The sequence below is a fragment of the Pseudomonas sp. IT-196MI5 genome, from assembly GCF_949767415.1.
Lineage (GTDB): Bacteria > Pseudomonadota > Gammaproteobacteria > Pseudomonadales > Pseudomonadaceae > Aquipseudomonas.
Genome location: NZ_CATKPZ010000006.1, coordinates 118,893 through 134,986, shown reverse-complemented (window position 1 = coordinate 134,986; position 16,094 = coordinate 118,893). Strand labels below are relative to the sequence as shown.

The 16,094-nt window shown below is 60.0% G+C and carries 11 protein-coding genes; 3 read left to right on the top strand and 8 right to left on the bottom strand.

Annotation, left to right across the window (positions count from 1 at the left end; translation table 11 throughout):
- Nucleotides 1–38: 38 nt before the first annotated feature.
- From topA to ACM6IK_RS04665, 5 genes are all read right to left on the bottom strand, one after another.
- On the bottom strand, nt 39–2,666 hold the full coding sequence (gene topA, locus ACM6IK_RS04685) for a type I DNA topoisomerase (RefSeq protein ID WP_414873351.1): 2,628 nt from the start codon (nt 2,664–2,666) through the stop codon (nt 39–41).
- A 114-nt stretch (nt 2,667–2,780) separates the two neighbouring features.
- On the bottom strand, nt 2,781–3,017 hold the full coding sequence (locus tag ACM6IK_RS04680; RefSeq protein ID WP_007986363.1) for a DUF1653 domain-containing protein: 237 nt from the start codon (nt 3,015–3,017) through the stop codon (nt 2,781–2,783).
- Between the two features lie 99 nt (nt 3,018–3,116).
- On the bottom strand, nt 3,117–4,292 hold the full coding sequence (fadA, locus tag ACM6IK_RS04675; protein ID WP_053160736.1) for an acetyl-CoA C-acyltransferase FadA: 1,176 nt from the start codon (nt 4,290–4,292) through the stop codon (nt 3,117–3,119).
- A 29-nt stretch (nt 4,293–4,321) separates the two neighbouring features.
- On the bottom strand, nt 4,322–6,469 hold the full coding sequence (gene fadB / locus ACM6IK_RS04670; RefSeq protein ID WP_414873350.1) for a fatty acid oxidation complex subunit alpha FadB: 2,148 nt from the start codon (nt 6,467–6,469) through the stop codon (nt 4,322–4,324).
- A 614-nt stretch (nt 6,470–7,083) separates the two neighbouring features.
- Complete coding sequence (locus ACM6IK_RS04665; protein WP_108219230.1) at nt 7,084–7,521, bottom strand: hypothetical protein; 438 nt, start codon at nt 7,519–7,521, stop codon at nt 7,084–7,086.
- Between the two features lie 104 nt (nt 7,522–7,625).
- Between ACM6IK_RS04665 and ACM6IK_RS04660 the strand changes: the two genes are divergently transcribed.
- Nucleotides 7,626–8,066, top strand: coding sequence for a universal stress protein (locus tag ACM6IK_RS04660; RefSeq protein WP_414873349.1), 441 nt, complete (start codon nt 7,626–7,628; stop codon nt 8,064–8,066).
- 206 nt (nt 8,067–8,272) lie between these two features.
- On the opposite strand, the gene ACM6IK_RS04655 is transcribed toward ACM6IK_RS04660, so the two are convergent.
- Nucleotides 8,273–10,192: an ATP-binding cassette domain-containing protein gene (locus ACM6IK_RS04655; protein ID WP_414873348.1), complete on the bottom strand. Its 1,920-nt coding sequence runs from the start codon at nt 10,190–10,192 to the stop codon at nt 8,273–8,275.
- Between the two features lie 215 nt (nt 10,193–10,407).
- On the opposite strand from ACM6IK_RS04655, the gene ACM6IK_RS04650 reads away from it, so the two are divergent.
- Nucleotides 10,408–12,336 carry a transglycosylase SLT domain-containing protein gene (locus ACM6IK_RS04650; RefSeq protein ID WP_414873347.1) on the top strand — a complete coding sequence of 643 codons (1,929 nt, stop codon included), beginning with the start codon at nt 10,408–10,410 and terminating at the stop codon, nt 12,334–12,336.
- An 88-nt stretch (nt 12,337–12,424) separates the two neighbouring features.
- On the opposite strand, the gene ACM6IK_RS04645 is transcribed toward ACM6IK_RS04650, so the two are convergent.
- The gene (locus ACM6IK_RS04645; RefSeq protein WP_414873370.1) at nt 12,425–14,206 is read right to left on the bottom strand and encodes an ABC transporter transmembrane domain-containing protein; all 1,782 of its coding nucleotides are present in this window, start codon (nt 14,204–14,206) and stop codon (nt 12,425–12,427) included.
- Nucleotides 14,207–14,457: 251 nt separating this feature from the next.
- On the opposite strand from ACM6IK_RS04645, the gene ACM6IK_RS04640 reads away from it, so the two are divergent.
- Complete coding sequence (locus ACM6IK_RS04640) at nt 14,458–14,637, top strand: PA1571 family protein (RefSeq protein WP_218428794.1); 180 nt, start codon at nt 14,458–14,460, stop codon at nt 14,635–14,637.
- A 189-nt stretch (nt 14,638–14,826) separates the two neighbouring features.
- Here ACM6IK_RS04640 and pdxB read toward each other — a convergent pair whose 3' ends face one another.
- Nucleotides 14,827–15,969, bottom strand: a complete 1,143-nt coding sequence (pdxB, locus tag ACM6IK_RS04635; protein WP_414873346.1) for a 4-phosphoerythronate dehydrogenase PdxB — start codon at nt 15,967–15,969, stop codon at nt 14,827–14,829.
- Nucleotides 15,970–16,094: the final 125 nt, after the last annotated feature.

The following is a 16,094-nucleotide window of genomic DNA, read 5'->3' as shown; positions in this document are numbered from 1 at the left end:
CGAGGGTGGTCATGCGGCCGTTTCATTACCCCAGGCTGTTAAGCCTTGGCTGCCGGACGCTTGTCTTCGACCGCCCACTTGCCGCCGTCGTAGAACGCTTTCCAGCCAGTCGGCTTACCATCAACCTCGGTCTGCACGTACTGTTCCTTGGTCTTGCGACTGTAACGAATCACAGTCGGGAGGCCATCCGGATCTTTCTTCGGCGCCTCACAGAGGAAGTGATACTTCGGATCGATCTCATCCTTGTGCGGGACGATTTCCATCACCAGCGGAGCACGAGTCTCGCGGTTTTTCGGGAACTGGCTGGCGGCCAGGAACAAGCCTGATGCACCGTCGCGCAGAATGTAGGTGTCGTTGACCTTTTCGCATTTCAGCTCAGGCATCTTCACCGGGTCCATCTTCGGCGGTGCCGCATCGCCGCTCTTCAGCAGTTTGCGCGTGTTCTTGCAGGTCGCGTTGGTGCAACCGAAGAACTTGCCGAAACGGCCGGTCTTGAGCTGCATTTCGCTACCGCACTTGTCGCATTCCAGGCTCGGGCCTTCATAGCCCTTGATGCGATAGGTGCCCTCCTCGATTTCGTAGCCGTCGCAATCCGGGTTGTTACCGCAGATGTGCAACTTGCGTTTCTCATCGAGCAGGTAAGCATCCATCGCCGTGCTGCAGATCGGGCAGCGATGCTTGCCGCGCAACACCAGCGACTCGGACTCACCCTCGTCGTCCGCGGCGATTTCATCGCCCGGCACCAGGTTGACGGTGGCCTTGCAGCGCTCTTTCGGCGGCAGGCTGTAGCCCGAGCAACCGAGGAACACACCAGTCGACGCAGTGCGGATCTGCATCGGCCGGCCGCAGGTGGTGCACGGAATGTCAGTCATGACCGGTTGATTGGCACGCATGCCGCTTTCCGGGCTTTCGGCCACTTCGAGCTTTTTCTTGAAGTCGCCGTAGAACTCGTCGAGCACGTTTTTCCAGTCGCGTTCGCCCTGGGCCACGTCATCGAGATGCTCTTCCATGCCCGCAGTGAAGCCGTAGTCCATCAGGTTCGAAAAGCTCTCGGCCAGACGCTCGGTGACGATATCGCCCATCTTTTCCGAGTAGAAACGACGGTTGTGCAGCGCCACGTAACCGCGGTCCTGGATGGTCGAAATGATCGCTGCGTAGGTCGAAGGGCGACCGATGCCGCGTTTTTCCATTTCTTTTACCAGGCTGGCTTCCGAGTAACGCGCCGGTGGCTTGGTGAAGTGCTGGGTCGGATCAAGCTTGATCAGCTTCATCGCGTCGCCCTGGGCCATGTCCGGCAATACATCGTCGTCGCCCGGCTTGGCGATTTGCGGCATGACACGGGTGTAACCGTCAAACTTCAGGATGCGGCCCTTGGCGCGCAGCTCGAAGTCGCCGGCACCCACGGTGACGGTGGTCGACAGGTATTGCGCCGGCAGCATCTGGCAAGCGAGGAACTGGCGCCAGATCAGCTCGTAGAGGCGCTCAGCGTCACGCTCCATGCCCGACAGCTTGCTTGGCTCGGTATTGGCGTCAGACGGACGAATCGCTTCGTGAGCCTCTTGTGCGCCTTCCTTGCTGCTGTAGACGTTCGGGGTTTCCGGCAGGTACTTCTTGCCGAACTCGCCTTCAATATAGGTACGCGCCATCGTCACGGCATCAACCGAAAGGTTGGTGGAGTCGGTACGCATGTAGGTGATGTAGCCGGCTTCGTACAAACGCTGGGCCATCATCATGGTTTTCTTCACACCGAAGCCCAGGCGGTTGCTTGCGGCCTGTTGCAGGGTGGAAGTGATGAACGGTGCCGACGGTTTGCTGCTGGTCGGTTTGTCTTCACGCTTGACGATGCTGTAGCTGGAGGACTTGAGCTTCTCCAGCGCGGCCATGGCCTGGGCTTCGTTGAGCGGCTTGAACGCTTCGCCTTTCTCGCGAGCGACATCAAAACGCACGGTAGCGCCCTTGGTTGTGCCGAGGTCAGCGTGGACTTCCCAGTACTCTTCAGGGATGAACGCGCGGATTTCACGTTCGCGCTCGACCACCAGCTTTACCGCAACCGACTGCACGCGACCGGCGGACAGGCCACGAGCGATCTTGGCCCACAGCAGCGGCGAAACCATGTAACCCACGACGCGGTCGAGAAAGCGACGCGCCTGCTGGGCGTTGACGCGGTCGATATCCAGCTCGCCCGGCTTTGAGAAGGCTTCCTGAATCGCCTTCTTGGTGATTTCGTTGAACACCACGCGCTTGTAGCGGCTGTCGTCACCACCGATGGCTTCGCGCAGGTGCCAGGCAATGGCTTCCCCCTCGCGGTCCAAGTCGGTTGCGAGATAGATGGTGTCAGCATCCTTGGCGAGCCGGCGCAGCTCTTCGATGACTTTTTCCTTGCCCGGGAGGATCTCGTACTTGGCTTTCCAGCCATGATCCGGATCGACACCCATGCGCGCGACCAGCTGCTTGCGCGCTTTTTCTTTCGGCGACAGTGCCGGCACTTCACCCGCAGCAGCCTTGCCGCGCTTGGCGGCTGGCTCTTTGCTGGCGCTAGCCGAACCGCTGGTGGGCAGGTCTCGGATATGGCCGATACTCGACTTCACCACGTATTCGTTGCCCAAATACTTGTTGATGGTCTTGGCCTTAGCCGGGGATTCCACAATGACCAGCGATTTGCCCATGGATCAGAAAATTCCTGAATTCGAGAAGTGAAAGGCGATTGGCGCCTGACGCGGCACCGCTATATATAGTGGCAACAAGGTGAGGTCAAGCGCAGGGTATTGCGCGCACTCAGCTTATGGCTTGGTAAAAAGGCTTTCTTCGGCCTGCACCAAAGCAAAGCGTGGCACCTGTTCGCCGTCAACCTCGACGGACTCCAGGAACATGCTCAAGGGACGTACCCAAAAGCCGTAATCGCCATACAGGGCTTGATAGAAGACCACTTCTTCTTCGGTTTCCGAATGCCGCGCGACACTGAATACGCGGTACTGCGGACCTTTGTAATGTTGGTAGAGCCCAGGTTGTATCGGCATGCTTTGGCCCTCACTCAAATAATTTCAAAATAAAAACAAAAATAAATCCGGAAAAACAAAAACCGGGGCACTTGGCCCCGGCTTCCATCAGCGAGACGCTTAAACGCGTTCGAAGACGGTGGAGATGCCTTGGCCGAGACCAATGCACATGGTGGCCACCCCGAAGGTGCCGCCATTCTGCTTCATCACATTGAGCAAAGTGCCGGAGATACGCGCACCGGAGCAACCGAACGGGTGGCCCAGGGCGATCGCGCCACCGTGCAGGTTAACCTTCTCGTTCATCTTGTCGAGCACTTTCAGATCTTTCAGCACTGGCAGGGCCTGTGCGGCGAAAGCTTCGTTGAGCTCGAAGAAGTCGATGTCGGAGATGCCCAGACCCGCGCGCTTCAGTGCTTTTTGTGTGGCCGGTACTGGACCATAGCCCATGATGGCCGGATCCACACCTGCCACTGCCATCGAACGGATCACCGCCAGAGGCTGGATGCCCAGGTCTTGTGCGCGCTGCGCCGACATCACGATCATGCACGAGGCACCATCGGTGATCTGCGACGAGGTACCCGCTGTCACGGTGCCGCCCTTCGGATTGAACGCCGGCTTCAGGGCCGCCAGGCTTTCCAGGGTGGTTTCCGGACGAATGGTTTCGTCGTAGTCGAAGGTTTTCAGGAAACCGTTCTCGTCGTAGCCCTGCATCGGGATGATTTCGTCTTTGAACTTGCCTTCCACGGTCGCCTTGTGGGCGAGTTGGTGGGAGCGCACGCCGAAAGCGTCCTGCTGCTCGCGGGTGATGCCGTGCATTTTGCCCAGCATTTCCGCGGTCAGGCCCATCATGCCCGAGGCTTTCGCCGCGTACAGCGACATGTGCGGGTTCGGATCGACACCGTGCATCATGCTCACATGACCCATATGCTCGACGCCGCCGACGACGAATACGTCACCGTTACCGGTCATGATCGCTTGCGCAGCAGTGTGCAGGGCACTCATCGACGAGCCACACAGGCGGCTGACGGTCTGGCCGGCCGAGGTGTGCGGGATCTGGGTCATCAGCGACGCCATGCGCGCGATGTTCCAGCCCTGCTCCAGGGTCTGGTTAACGCAGCCCCAGATCACGTCTTCGACTTCGCTCGGGTCAACCTTGACGTTGCGTTCCAGCAGTTTGCTGATCAGGTGCGCCGACATGTCTTCGGCGCGGGTGTTGCGGTGCATGCCGCCCTTGGAGCGGCCCATCGGAGTACGACCGAAGTCGACAATCACGACGTCTCTAGGATTCAAGCTCATAAGTTCACTCTCACTCTAGTTGGGGGCGCTTAACCGAAGAAGCTCTGGCCGTTCTTGGCCATTTCGCGCAGCTTCGCGGTCGGGTGGTACAGCGCGCCCAAATCAGCGTACTGGTCAGCCAGGGCAACGAACTCTGCCACACCGAGCGAGTCGATGTAGCGCAGCGCACCGCCACGGAATGGAGGGAAACCAATACCGTAGACCAGACCCATGTCGGCTTCGGCAGCGGTTTCGACGATGCCGTCTTCCAGGCAACGCACGGTTTCCAGGCACAGCGGGATCATCATCCAGTTGATGATGTCTTCGTCGGTGACTTCGCGCTGCTCGTAAACGATCGGCTTGAGCACTTCCAGCACCGACGGATCGGCGACTTTCTTCTGCTTGCCCTTCTTGTCGGCCTCGTAGGCGTAGAAGCCCTTGCCATTCTTCTGGCCCAGGCGCTTGGCTTCGTAAAGCACGTCGATAGCCGAGCGACGATCATCCTTCATGCGGTCCGGGAAGCCTTCAGCCATCACGTCACGACCGTGGTGGCCGGTGTCGATGCCGACCACGTCCATCAGGTAGGCCGGGCCCATTGGCCAGCCGAACTTTTCCATGATCTTGTCGATACGGACGAAGTCCACACCGGCGCTGACCAGCTTGGCGAAACCGCCGAAGTACGGGAACAGGACGCGGTTGACCAGGAAGCCCGGGCAATCGTTGACGACGATCGGGTTCTTGCCCATTTTCTTGGCGTAGGCAACGGTGGTGGCGACAGCCAGTTCACTGGACTTCTCGCCACGGATGACTTCCACCAGCGGCATCATGTGCACCGGGTTGAAGAAGTGCATGCCGACGAAGTTTTCCGGACGCTTGAGGGCCTTGGCCAGCAAGGTGATGGAAATGGTCGAAGTGTTGGACGCGAGGATGGTGTCCTCTTTGACCTTGTCTTCCACTTCAGCCAGTACCGCCTGCTTGACCTTGGGGTTCTCGACGACCGCTTCAACCACCAGGTCCACGTGACCGAAGTCGCCGTAAGACAGGGTTGGACGGATACCGTTGAGCACTTCAGCCATTTTCGCGGCGGTCATGCGACCTTTATCAACGCGGCCAACCAGCAGTTTGGCGGCTTCGGCCAGACCCTGCTCGATACCGTGCTCGTTGATATCCTTCATCAGGATCGGCGTACCTTTGGAAGCCGACTGATAGGCGATACCGCCACCCATGATGCCGGCGCCGAGTACGGCGGCCTGCTTCACGTCCTTGGCGATTTCGTCGTAGGCCTTGGCCTTTTTCTTCAGTTCCTGATCGTTCAGGAACAAGCCGATCAGGCTCTGCGCGGCCGAGGTCTTGGCCAGTTTGACGAAACCGGCAGCTTCGATTTCCAGCGCCTTGTCGCGACCGAAGTTCGCGGCTTTCTGGATGGTCTTGATCGCTTCAACCGGCGCCGGGTAGTTCGGGCCAGCCTGGCCGGCCACGAAACCTTTGGCGGTTTCGAAAGCCATCATTTGTTCGATAGCGTTGAGCTTGAGCTTTTCCAGCTTCGGCTGGCGCTTGGCCTTGTAGTCGAACTCGCCAGAGATGGCGCGTTTGACCAGTTCCAGCGCGGCGTCCTGCAACTGCTCAGGAGCAACCACTGCGTCGACAGCACCAACTTTCAGCGCGTCTTCAGGACGGTTTTCCTTGCCGGCGGCAATCCATTCGATGGCGTTGTCGGCACCGATCAGGCGCGGCAGGCGCACAGTACCGCCGAAGCCCGGGTAGATGCCCAGCTTGACTTCCGGCAGACCGATCTTGGCGTTGGTGGACATGACGCGGTAGTCCGCCGCCAGGCACATTTCCAGACCGCCACCCAGCGCGATGCCATTGATCGCGGCGACGGTCGGGACGTTGAGGTCTTCGAAATCGCTGAAAATCTTGTTGGCTTCGAGGTTGCCAGCAACAAGTTCTGCATCCGGCAGCTTGAAGTTGTCGACAAATTCGGTGATGTCGGCGCCGACGATGAACACGTCCTTGCCACTGCTGACGATCACGCCCTTGATCGAAGCATCTGCCTTGATGGTGTCTACGGCCTGACGCAGTTCGTTCAGGGTTAGACGGTTGAACTTGTTGACGGACTCACCCTTGAGGTCGAACTTCAGTTCGACGATGCCACTTTCAAGAGCCTTAACCGTGATGGCTTTACCTTCGTAAATCATCAACTGATCTCCACGATATGGAAGCTGAACAGTACACGTCGGACGCAGGCGAATGGCTTGGCAGGGACGTTGATCGTCAATGCTACGCCCATTCCCCCGGCACACCCGCCAACGCGATAGTCGGGATTCTGTAGGAGCGGTCTGAAATACAAACGCTCAATTCATACGCCCGTTTGATTTGGGTACGTCACCTTCACGGAATTTCCGACAATTGTCAATCGCCTGAAAAACGGGTTGAAACGCGACTTTCCGGTCATTTCCGTACTGCGAAGACCTTAAACACGCTTGAGCATGCAAGGTCATTCATAGAATCAATTGTTAGAAAATTCGCCCTAATTCGCTGCAGCCCGTGTTTAACACGCTACGCTGGCGAAACCAGGGGAAAAAGTTGAACGCTTTGGCGAATGCCCAGCGTAAGATCAGCCCACACCGTTTTACCGGCCTGCCTGGCCAACTCCGCCCGATGATTGATGTCGGGCTTTTTATTGCCTGCATGAAAACCTGTAGGAGCGAGCCTGCTCGCGATGAACGTCAACGATGACGCTGTTAGCCTGACACCCAGTGGCGCCCTCAGGTTCATCGCGAGCGGGCTCGCTCCTACAGGGGATCGGGGTTCAGGCGAGTGCCTTGAGGGTGGCATCGATCTGTTGCAACACCTCGGCCTCGCCCTTCTCGCCCCAATACAGGGCGATTATTTGCTTGTCGGCCTCGACCTTGAAGACATTGCCTGGCAATTTTTCGAAATGATCGAGCAGCGCCCGCTCTTCACAGATTTCCTGCCACTGATTGACCCACACACCCGGTGATTTTTGCCAGTAGCTCCAGCACGCCGGCTGACTGCCACGTCGCGGACGATGGTACTGGGCACAGGGGCTCGGCGGCTCCTGACTGAGCCAGTGCGGCCATTGCTGAGGTGCCAGTTGCATGGCCAGGCCGATGCGCCGGGCCTCCATCCGCAGGGCGATACGCCCGCTCTGGGCACGTGAGGGGCGCAACCATGCCAGCGGGCTGAGCACCACCAGCAGGATTGACACCACTATCCAGACCGTCATATCTGTACTCCCGATTCTTGATGAGCCCATTGTGTCACTTTTGAACCAATGCGCTTGAAACCAGCCATACTTACCAATATTGCAACCCTCAGGAGGAGCACCTCATGCCCTACAACCATATTCTGGTCGCTGTAGATCTGACCGAAGAGTGCGACCCTGTGATCCACCGCGCTCGCGAGCTGTCGGCGAGCAACGGCGCGAAATTGTCACTGGTGCACATTGTCGAACCGATGGCCATGGCCTTCGGCGGTGACGTGCCGATGGACCTGTCACAACTGCAACAGCAGCAGTTCGATCAGGCCAAGGAGCGACTGGAGCGCCTCAAGCACAAATACGCCGAGCTCGAAGGCGCCAACTGCCACCTGACCTACGGCCAGCCACGCCAGGAAATTCACCAAATGGCCAAGGAGCAAAGCTGCGACCTGATCGTGGTGGGCAGCCATGGCCGGCATGGCCTGGCACTGCTGCTGGGCTCCACCGCCAATGACGTGCTGCATGGCGCGCCTTGCGATGTGCTGGCAGTGCGTCTGCAGAACAAATCCTGAATTTGTTGGTACCCCCCTGTGGGAGCGAGCTTGCTCGCGATGGGGCACTGTCAGTCGATATCAATGTTGACTGACAGGTCGCCATCGTCGGAACGCCGCCCGGAGCAAGCTCGCTCCCACATTGAAACCGTAACAACCTTCAAATCTTCATACGAAAAGCCCGGCGTTCATCACTGAGCGCCGGGCTTTTTTTATTGCGGGATCAATCAGGCATCCAGTTCGGCCCAACGCTCGACCATGATCTCGAGCTCAGCCTGCAACTGCTCCAGCTGAGCAATCACCGCAGCCGTTTCGGCAGCAGGACGCTGATAGAAGCCTGCGTCCGCCATCTGTGCTTCAACGGCGGCGATCTGCTGCTCCATGGCTTCGATCTGCCCCGGCAACGCTTCCAGCTCACGCTGCAACTTGTAGCTGAGCTTTTTCTTTGCCACTGGCGCTTCGACAGCTGCCGCAACCGGCGCAGGCTCGGCCTTCACCACCGCAGAATTCAGGTCGGCCTTGCCGGATTTGCTTTCGGTCACGCCCAGCAGGCGCGGCGAGCCGCCCTGACGCAGCCAGTCCTGGTAGCCACCGACGTACTCGCGAACCTTGCCTTCGCCTTCGAAAACCAGGGTGCTGGTGACCACGTTGTCGAGGAATGCCCGGTCGTGGCTGACCATCAGCACGGTGCCATTGAAGGTCAGCAAGACTTCTTCGAGCAGTTCGAGGGTTTCAACGTCGAGGTCGTTGGTCGGTTCGTCGAGTACCAGCAGGTTCGCCGGTTTGCTGAACAACTTGGCCAGCAACAGACGGGCACGCTCACCACCGGACAGCGCCTTGACCGGCGTGCGGGCACGCTGCGGGCTGAACAGGAAGTCGCCGAGGTAGCTCAGCACATGGCGGCTCTGACCATCGATATCGATGAAGTCGCGACCTTCGGCGACGTTGTCGATCACGGTTTTTTCCAGGTCCAGCTGATGGCGCAACTGGTCGAAGTAGGCGACATCGATCCGGGTGCCTTCTTCCACTTTGCCGCTGGTCGGTTGCAGGCCGCTGAGCATCAGCTTCAGCAGCGTGGTCTTGCCGGTACCGTTGGCGCCGAGCAGACCGATACGGTCGCCGCGCTGCAACACCATCGAGAAGTCCTTGATCAGGAACGGACCGCCCGGGTGAGCGAAGCTCACGTTCTCGAGGACCATCACCTGCTTGCCGGACTTGTCGGCAGTGTCCAGCTGGATATTGGCCTTGCCGGTACGCTCACGACGCTCGCTGCGCTCGACGCGCAGGGCCTTGAGGGCACGTACGCGGCCTTCGTTACGGGTGCGACGGGCCTTGATACCCTGACGAATCCACACTTCTTCCTGGGCCAGGCGCTTGTCGAACAACGCGTTGGCGGTGGCTTCGGCGGCGAGTTCGGCTTCCTTGTGCACGAGGAAACTGGCGTAGTCGCCGTTCCAGTCGATCAGACCGCCGCGATCCAGTTCGAGGATGCGGGTGGCCAGGTTCTGCAGGAAAGAACGGTCGTGCGTGATGAACAGCACGGCGCCCTGGAAATCCTTCAGTGCTTCTTCAAGCCAGGCGATGGCACCGATGTCCAGGTGGTTGGTCGGCTCGTCGAGCAACAGCAGGTCCGGCTCGGACACCAGGGCCTGGGCCAGCAGCACGCGACGACGCCAGCCGCCGGACAACTCGGCGAGGGTCTTGTCGGCCGGCAGTTGCAGGCGGCTCAGGGTGCTGTCGACCAGGGTCTGCAAGCGCCAGCCGTCACGGGCTTCCAGGTCGTGCTGGACATGCATCAGCTTGTCCAGATCGGCGTCGGTGACGCAGTTCTGGCTCAGGTGGTGATACTCGGCGAGCAATGCACCGACGCCGTCCAGGCCTTCGGCCACCACGTCGAACACGGTCCGCTCGTCGGCCACCGGCAATTCTTGCGGCAATTCGCCGATTTTCAGACCGGGGGCACGCCAAACGGAGCCGTCATCGGGCTTCTGGTCGCCCTTGACGAGCTTCATCATGCTGGACTTGCCAGTGCCGTTGCGGCCGATGATGCACACCCGCTCACCACGGGCGATCTGCCAGGACACCTTGTCCAACAACGGCATAGCGCCGAAAGCAAGGGACACATCGCTGAATTTGAGCAGGGTCATGAGCTTCTCCAAAAACCGGGCGCGCATTCTACCTGACTTGAGGCTTCAGAAGGCCGGCAATTTCACTCTCGCAGCACTCTGCATGACAAATGTTGCGAACTGATGCGGTAAGACCCGCAAAGCTTTCACCGGCTGCTGGCAAAAGGCTAAGCTACAGACAATTCAGTGCGGGCCTGACCCGCACTTGTCATGATTTTTCTCTGCCCGGACGTCTCATGCGCAGTCGCCTTTTCAATCTTTTATCTGTTTTTTTACTGTCTGCCGCTGCCGTCCAATCCGCCCAGGCGGTGGACCTGTCCACCCAACGCCAGTATTACGATGAAGCCAAACGCGCCCTGGCCAAGGGCGACAGTGGCCCGTATTTCCGTTACAGCCAGGCCCTCGCCGATTATCCGCTGGAACCCTACCTGGCGTACGACGAACTGACCGCGCGCCTGAAAACCGCGAGCAACGCCGAAATCGAGAAATTCCTCGCCGAACACGGCGACCTGCCCCAGGCCAACTGGATGAAACTGCGCTGGTTGCGCTGGCTGGCGGATCGGGGCGACTGGGCGACCTTCGTCAAGTATTACGACCCGAAAATGAACTTCACCGAACTGGACTGCCTGAACGCGCAGTACCAGCTCAGCCACGGTCTCAAGGCCGAAGGCAACGCCAACACCGAAAAGCTCTGGCTGACCGGTAAATCCCAACCCGACGCCTGCGACACCTTGTTCGGCATGTGGGCCGCGGACGGCCAGTTGACCGAGCAAAAACGCTGGGAGCGCGCCAAACTCGCCGCCCAGGTGCGCAACTATCCGCTGGCCAACAGCCTGGTCAACAGCATGACCGCACTCGCCCCTCGCGGTCGCTTGCTGGTGGACGTCGCGCAGAAACCGGAACTGCTCAGCCAGTCGTCACGCTTCACCCCGGCCGACGAAGCCATGTCCGATGTGGTCAGCCTCGGCCTGCGCCGCCTGGCTCGCCAGGACCCGGACAAGGCCATGGACCTGCTCGACGGTTACGCCAATAGCATGCACTTCTCCCGGGATGAAAAGGTGGCGATTGCCCGGGAAATCGGCCTGACCCTCGCACGACGTTTCGACAGCCGTGCGCTGGATGTCATGACCAAATACGACCCCGAGCTGCGCGACAACACCGTTTCCGAATGGCGCTTGCGCCTGCTCCTGCGCCTGGCGCGCTGGGACGACGCCTATCAGTTGACCCGCCGCCTGCCCCAGGACCTGGCCACCACCAACCGCTGGCGTTACTGGCAGGCCCGCAGCCTGGAACTGGCGCAACCGCAGAATCCGGAAGCGCAGACGCTCTATAAAAGCCTGGCCCGCGAACGCGACTTCTATGGTTTCCTCGCCGCCGATCGCTCGCAGTCGCCCTACTCTTTGCTCAACAAGCCGCTGGTGCTCAGTCAGGCCACCATCAACAAGGTGCGTAACACGCCCGGCGTGCGCCGCGCCCTGGAACTGCACGCCCGCGGGCAGATCGTCGATGGCCGCCGTGAGTGGTACTACGTCAGCCGTCACTTCAGCCGCGACGAAATGGTCGCCCAGGCCAAACTGGCCTACGACCTGAAATGGTACTTCCCGGCGATCCGCACCATCAGCCAGGCGCAGTATTGGGATGACCTGGATATCCGCTTCCCGATGGCCCACCGCGAGACCCTGGTGCGTGAAGCGAAGAGCCGCGGCCTGCATCCGAGCTGGGCGTTCGCCATCACCCGCCAGGAAAGTGCGTTCATGGACGACGCCCGCTCCGGGGTCGGCGCCTCGGGCCTGATGCAACTGATGCCCGCCACCGCCAAGGAAACCGCACGCAAGTTCAGTATTCCCTACAGCTCGCCACAGCAATTGCTGAATCCGGACAAGAACATCCAGCTCGGTGCCGCCTACCTGAGCCAGGTGCACAGCCAGTTCAACGGCAACCGCGTCCTCGCCTCCGCCGCCTACAACGCCGGCCCCGGCCGCGTACGCCAATGGCTGCGTGGTGCGGACCACCTGAGTTTCGACGTGTGGGTGGAAAGCATCCCGTTCGACGAAACCCGCCAGTACGTGCAAAACGTGTTGTCGTACTCGGTGATCTACGGTCAGAAGCTCAATGCGCCACAGCCGATCGTGGATTGGCATGAGCGGTTTTTCGACGATCAATGATCGTGTAGGAGCTGGCTTGCCAGCGAAGGCGACGGCTCATTCAACATCGCCGTTGAATGTTTAATTGCTTTCGCTGGCAAGCCAGCTCCTACAGTTCGGCGGCAACCTTGCCATCACTGAACTGCAACGCCGCCAACCGCGCATACAACGCATTGCTGGCAATCAGCTCCTGATGCGTGCCCACCGCCACCAGTTTCCCCTGGTCCATCACCGCGATTCGGTCGGCGTTTTTCACCGTGGCCAGGCGATGGGCGATCACCAGGGTGGTACGGTTTTTCATCAGGCTCGGCAGCGCCTGCTGGATCAGGTGTTCACTCTGGGCATCGAGGGCGCTGGTGGCTTCGTCGAGGAGCAGGATCGGGGCGTCCACCAGCAACGCACGGGCGATGGCCAGGCGTTGGCGCTGACCACCGGACAAGCCGAGACCAGCGTCCCCCAGATGAGTCTGGTAACCGTTGGGCATGGCTTCGATAAAGTCATGGGCATAAGCGATTTTTGCCGCTTCCTGTACCTCGGCCAAAGTCGCCTTCGGACTGCCGTAGCGAATGTTCTCTTCAATGCTGCCGAAAAACAGTGCCGGGGTTTGCGACACTAGGGCGAAACAGCGGCGCAAGTCCAGCGGATCGAGTTGAGTCAACGGCACGCCATCGAGCAGGATCCGTCCCTCGGCCGGGTCGTAAAAACGCAGCAGCAAGTCATACACCGTCGATTTTCCGGCCCCCGATGGCCCGACCAGTGCCAGCGTCTCACCGGCATTGACGGTCAGGTTCAACCCGTCGACGGCATAACTGTCCGGCCGCGACGGGTAGGAAAAACGCACGTTGTGCAGTTGCAGCTGGCCATCGACCCGGTCCGGCAGTGTCACCGCGCCTGCCACCGGCGGCAGGATGATGTTTTGCGAACGCAGCAACTCGGCAATCCGCTCGGCCGCGCCCGCTGCCCGCTGCAATTCGCCAATCACTTCGCTCAAAGTGCCGAACGCGCTGCCGACGATCAGGCTATAGAACACGAACGCCGCCAGCTCGCCGGCGGAAATTCGCCCGGCGATGACGTCCATGCCGCCGACCCAGAGCATCACCCCGACCGCGCCCAATACCAGGACGATCACCAGGGTAATCAGCCAGGCCCGCTGGAAGATGCGCTTGCGCGCGGTGTTGAACGCCTCCTCCACGGTCACGGCAAACCGGCGCTCGTCCTCGGCCTGATGGTTGTAGGCCTGCACGGTCTTGATCTGGCCCAGGGTTTCGGACACATAGCTGCCGATGTCGGCAATCCGGTCCTGACTCAGGCGCGAGAGGTTACGCACCCGGCGGCCGAAGATCAGGATCGGCGCGATCACCAAGGGCAAGGCCACCACCACGATGCTGGTGAGCTTGGGGTTGGTGATGAACAACAGGACGATCCCGCCGATCACCATCAACAGATTGCGCAGGAACAACGACAGCGAAGAACCGATGACCGATTGCAGCAGCGTGGTATCGGCAGTCAGGCGGGACTGGATTTCGGAGCTGCGATTGTCTTCGTAAAACCCCGGGTGCAGGTAAATCAGATGGTTGAACACGTTGCGCCGGATATCGGCGACGCAGCGTTCGCCGATCCACGACACCAGGTAAAACCGTGCGAACGTACCGATTGCCAGCCCCATGACCAGCAACATGAACAGCGTGATGGACTGATTGAGCAGATGCGGTGACTGGGTCATGAACCCCTGGTCCACCAGCAGGCGAATGCCTTGCCCCATGGACAAGGTGATGCCGGCGGTGGCGATCAGCGCCAGCAAGGCACCAAAGGCCTGCCAGCGATACGGCGCGATGAAACGACGGGCCAGGCGAACAGCACGGCGGTGACGGGCAGAGAGCATCGCAATCATCCAGGACAAAGCAGTCATAAGGGTCAGCCTACACCGCTCAATGGGGTGGCTCGCTGCAAATCACAATGAGTCAGGTTAATTATGTCCACCAACACTAGAGGCTAGACGCTATTGGTCTAAAGTTCGGCTAGCCATGCGCCGGCATTTCTGGTGGACTGGTTCTGTCCACCCGGAAAGATCGCAGGGAGTTGTCACAGCCCGGTCACCTGGCGGTTCTACAGTAAGCACACAACCTGATGAGGAGACAGGCCATGTCCTTGCAACACAGCAGCGATGACAAGATTCAAGTGATCCGCACGCAACCAGACCAGTCTCTGGGTTGCTCGATTATTGACGAGCAGGGCCGCGAAGTACCGATCACTGAAAAGATGATCCAGAAAGCTTGCCGCGAACTGGAAAAGCGATTGGTCAAACCTGCCGAACAAAAGTGATATAGCCACCGTCTTCTTGACCCGGTCCATGGTTGGCCGGGTTTTTTATGCCTGTTACCCAATCCAAAACTGTTTCGCGCCCTTCGCGAGCAGGCTCGCTCCCACATTGGTTCTTCATGCACTGCAAATCCCCTGTGGGAGCGGCGGTGCGACGATTCGACTTGCTCGCGAATGGGCCGCCACGGTCTATCAGATTGCCGTCGCCCCCAACGCCGCCACAATCTTCTGCAGCTCAGGCGCATCCCCCTCGATCCGTACCTGCAATCCGTCGATCTCCCGGCGCAACGGGTAATGCTTGCGCAGCCTATCGAATGCCGCACGCTGCTCGCTGACACTGCCGACCAGGCTGCGACGGAAATCCGCATCGTCACGACGCGGGTCATATACGCCACGGCACAGCATCGCCAAGGCCCAGGCCGGGTCGCTTTGCGCATTCAGGGTCACGTGCGACAGCCACGGTGCCGGCAGCAGATCGCTCAGGCTGACGCGGGCCGGTTGCCCGAGAAAATCGCAATACGCCTGATAAATCTGTGCGGTCCCCCGCTGCTTGCCGTCGAGGCTGTAACCGGCAATGTGCGGTGTTGCCAACACGCACAGCTCGGCCAGCGCCACGTCGACTTCAGGCTCGCTTTCCCACACATCGAGCACCGCCTGCAGGTCTTCGCGCTCCAGCAGCACATCGTGCAGGGCCGCGTTGTTCACCACCGGTCCACGACTGGCATTGATCAGCCAGGTGCCGGACTTGAGCTGGTTCAGGCGTTTCTCATCGAACAAATGCCAGGTCGACAGCTGTCCCTGCCTGGTCAGCGGCGTGTGCAGGCTGATGACGTCGCACGCTTCGATGATCTGCTCGAGGCTGACGTAGTCACCGCCTTCAGCGGCCTGCCGTGGCGGATCGCACACCAGCACTTTCCAGCCCAGGCCTTGCAGGACTTTGACCAATCGCCCGCCCACTTCGCCGGCACCGACTACGCCGTAGGTACGCCGGGTCAGGTCGACGCCTTCGATTTCGGCCAGGGTCAGCAAGCTGCCGAGCACATAGTCGACCACGCCGCGGGCATTGCAGCCCGGCGCGCTGGACCAGGTGATACCGGCCTGCTGAAAGTAATCCAGGTCCAGATGATCGGTGCCGATGGTGCACGTACCGACAAAGCGCACCTTGCTGCCTTCGAGCAGCGCGCGATTGACGTTGGTCACCGAACGCACCAACAGCACATCGGCCTGTTCGACCGTGGCACGGTCGATGGAACGACCCGGCACCCGGCGGATTTCACCGAAGCCTTCGAAGAAGGCATCGAGCAGGGGGATATTTTCGTCGGCAACAATCAGCATGGCAGGCTCCTTTGGCGGATCGGCAGTTTAGGCGTAGATGGCCGTACTGGGCCAGCAGACATTGCGCATCCCTTGTGGCGAGGGGGCTTGCCCCCGTTGGGTCGCGCAGCGGCCCTCGATCTTCT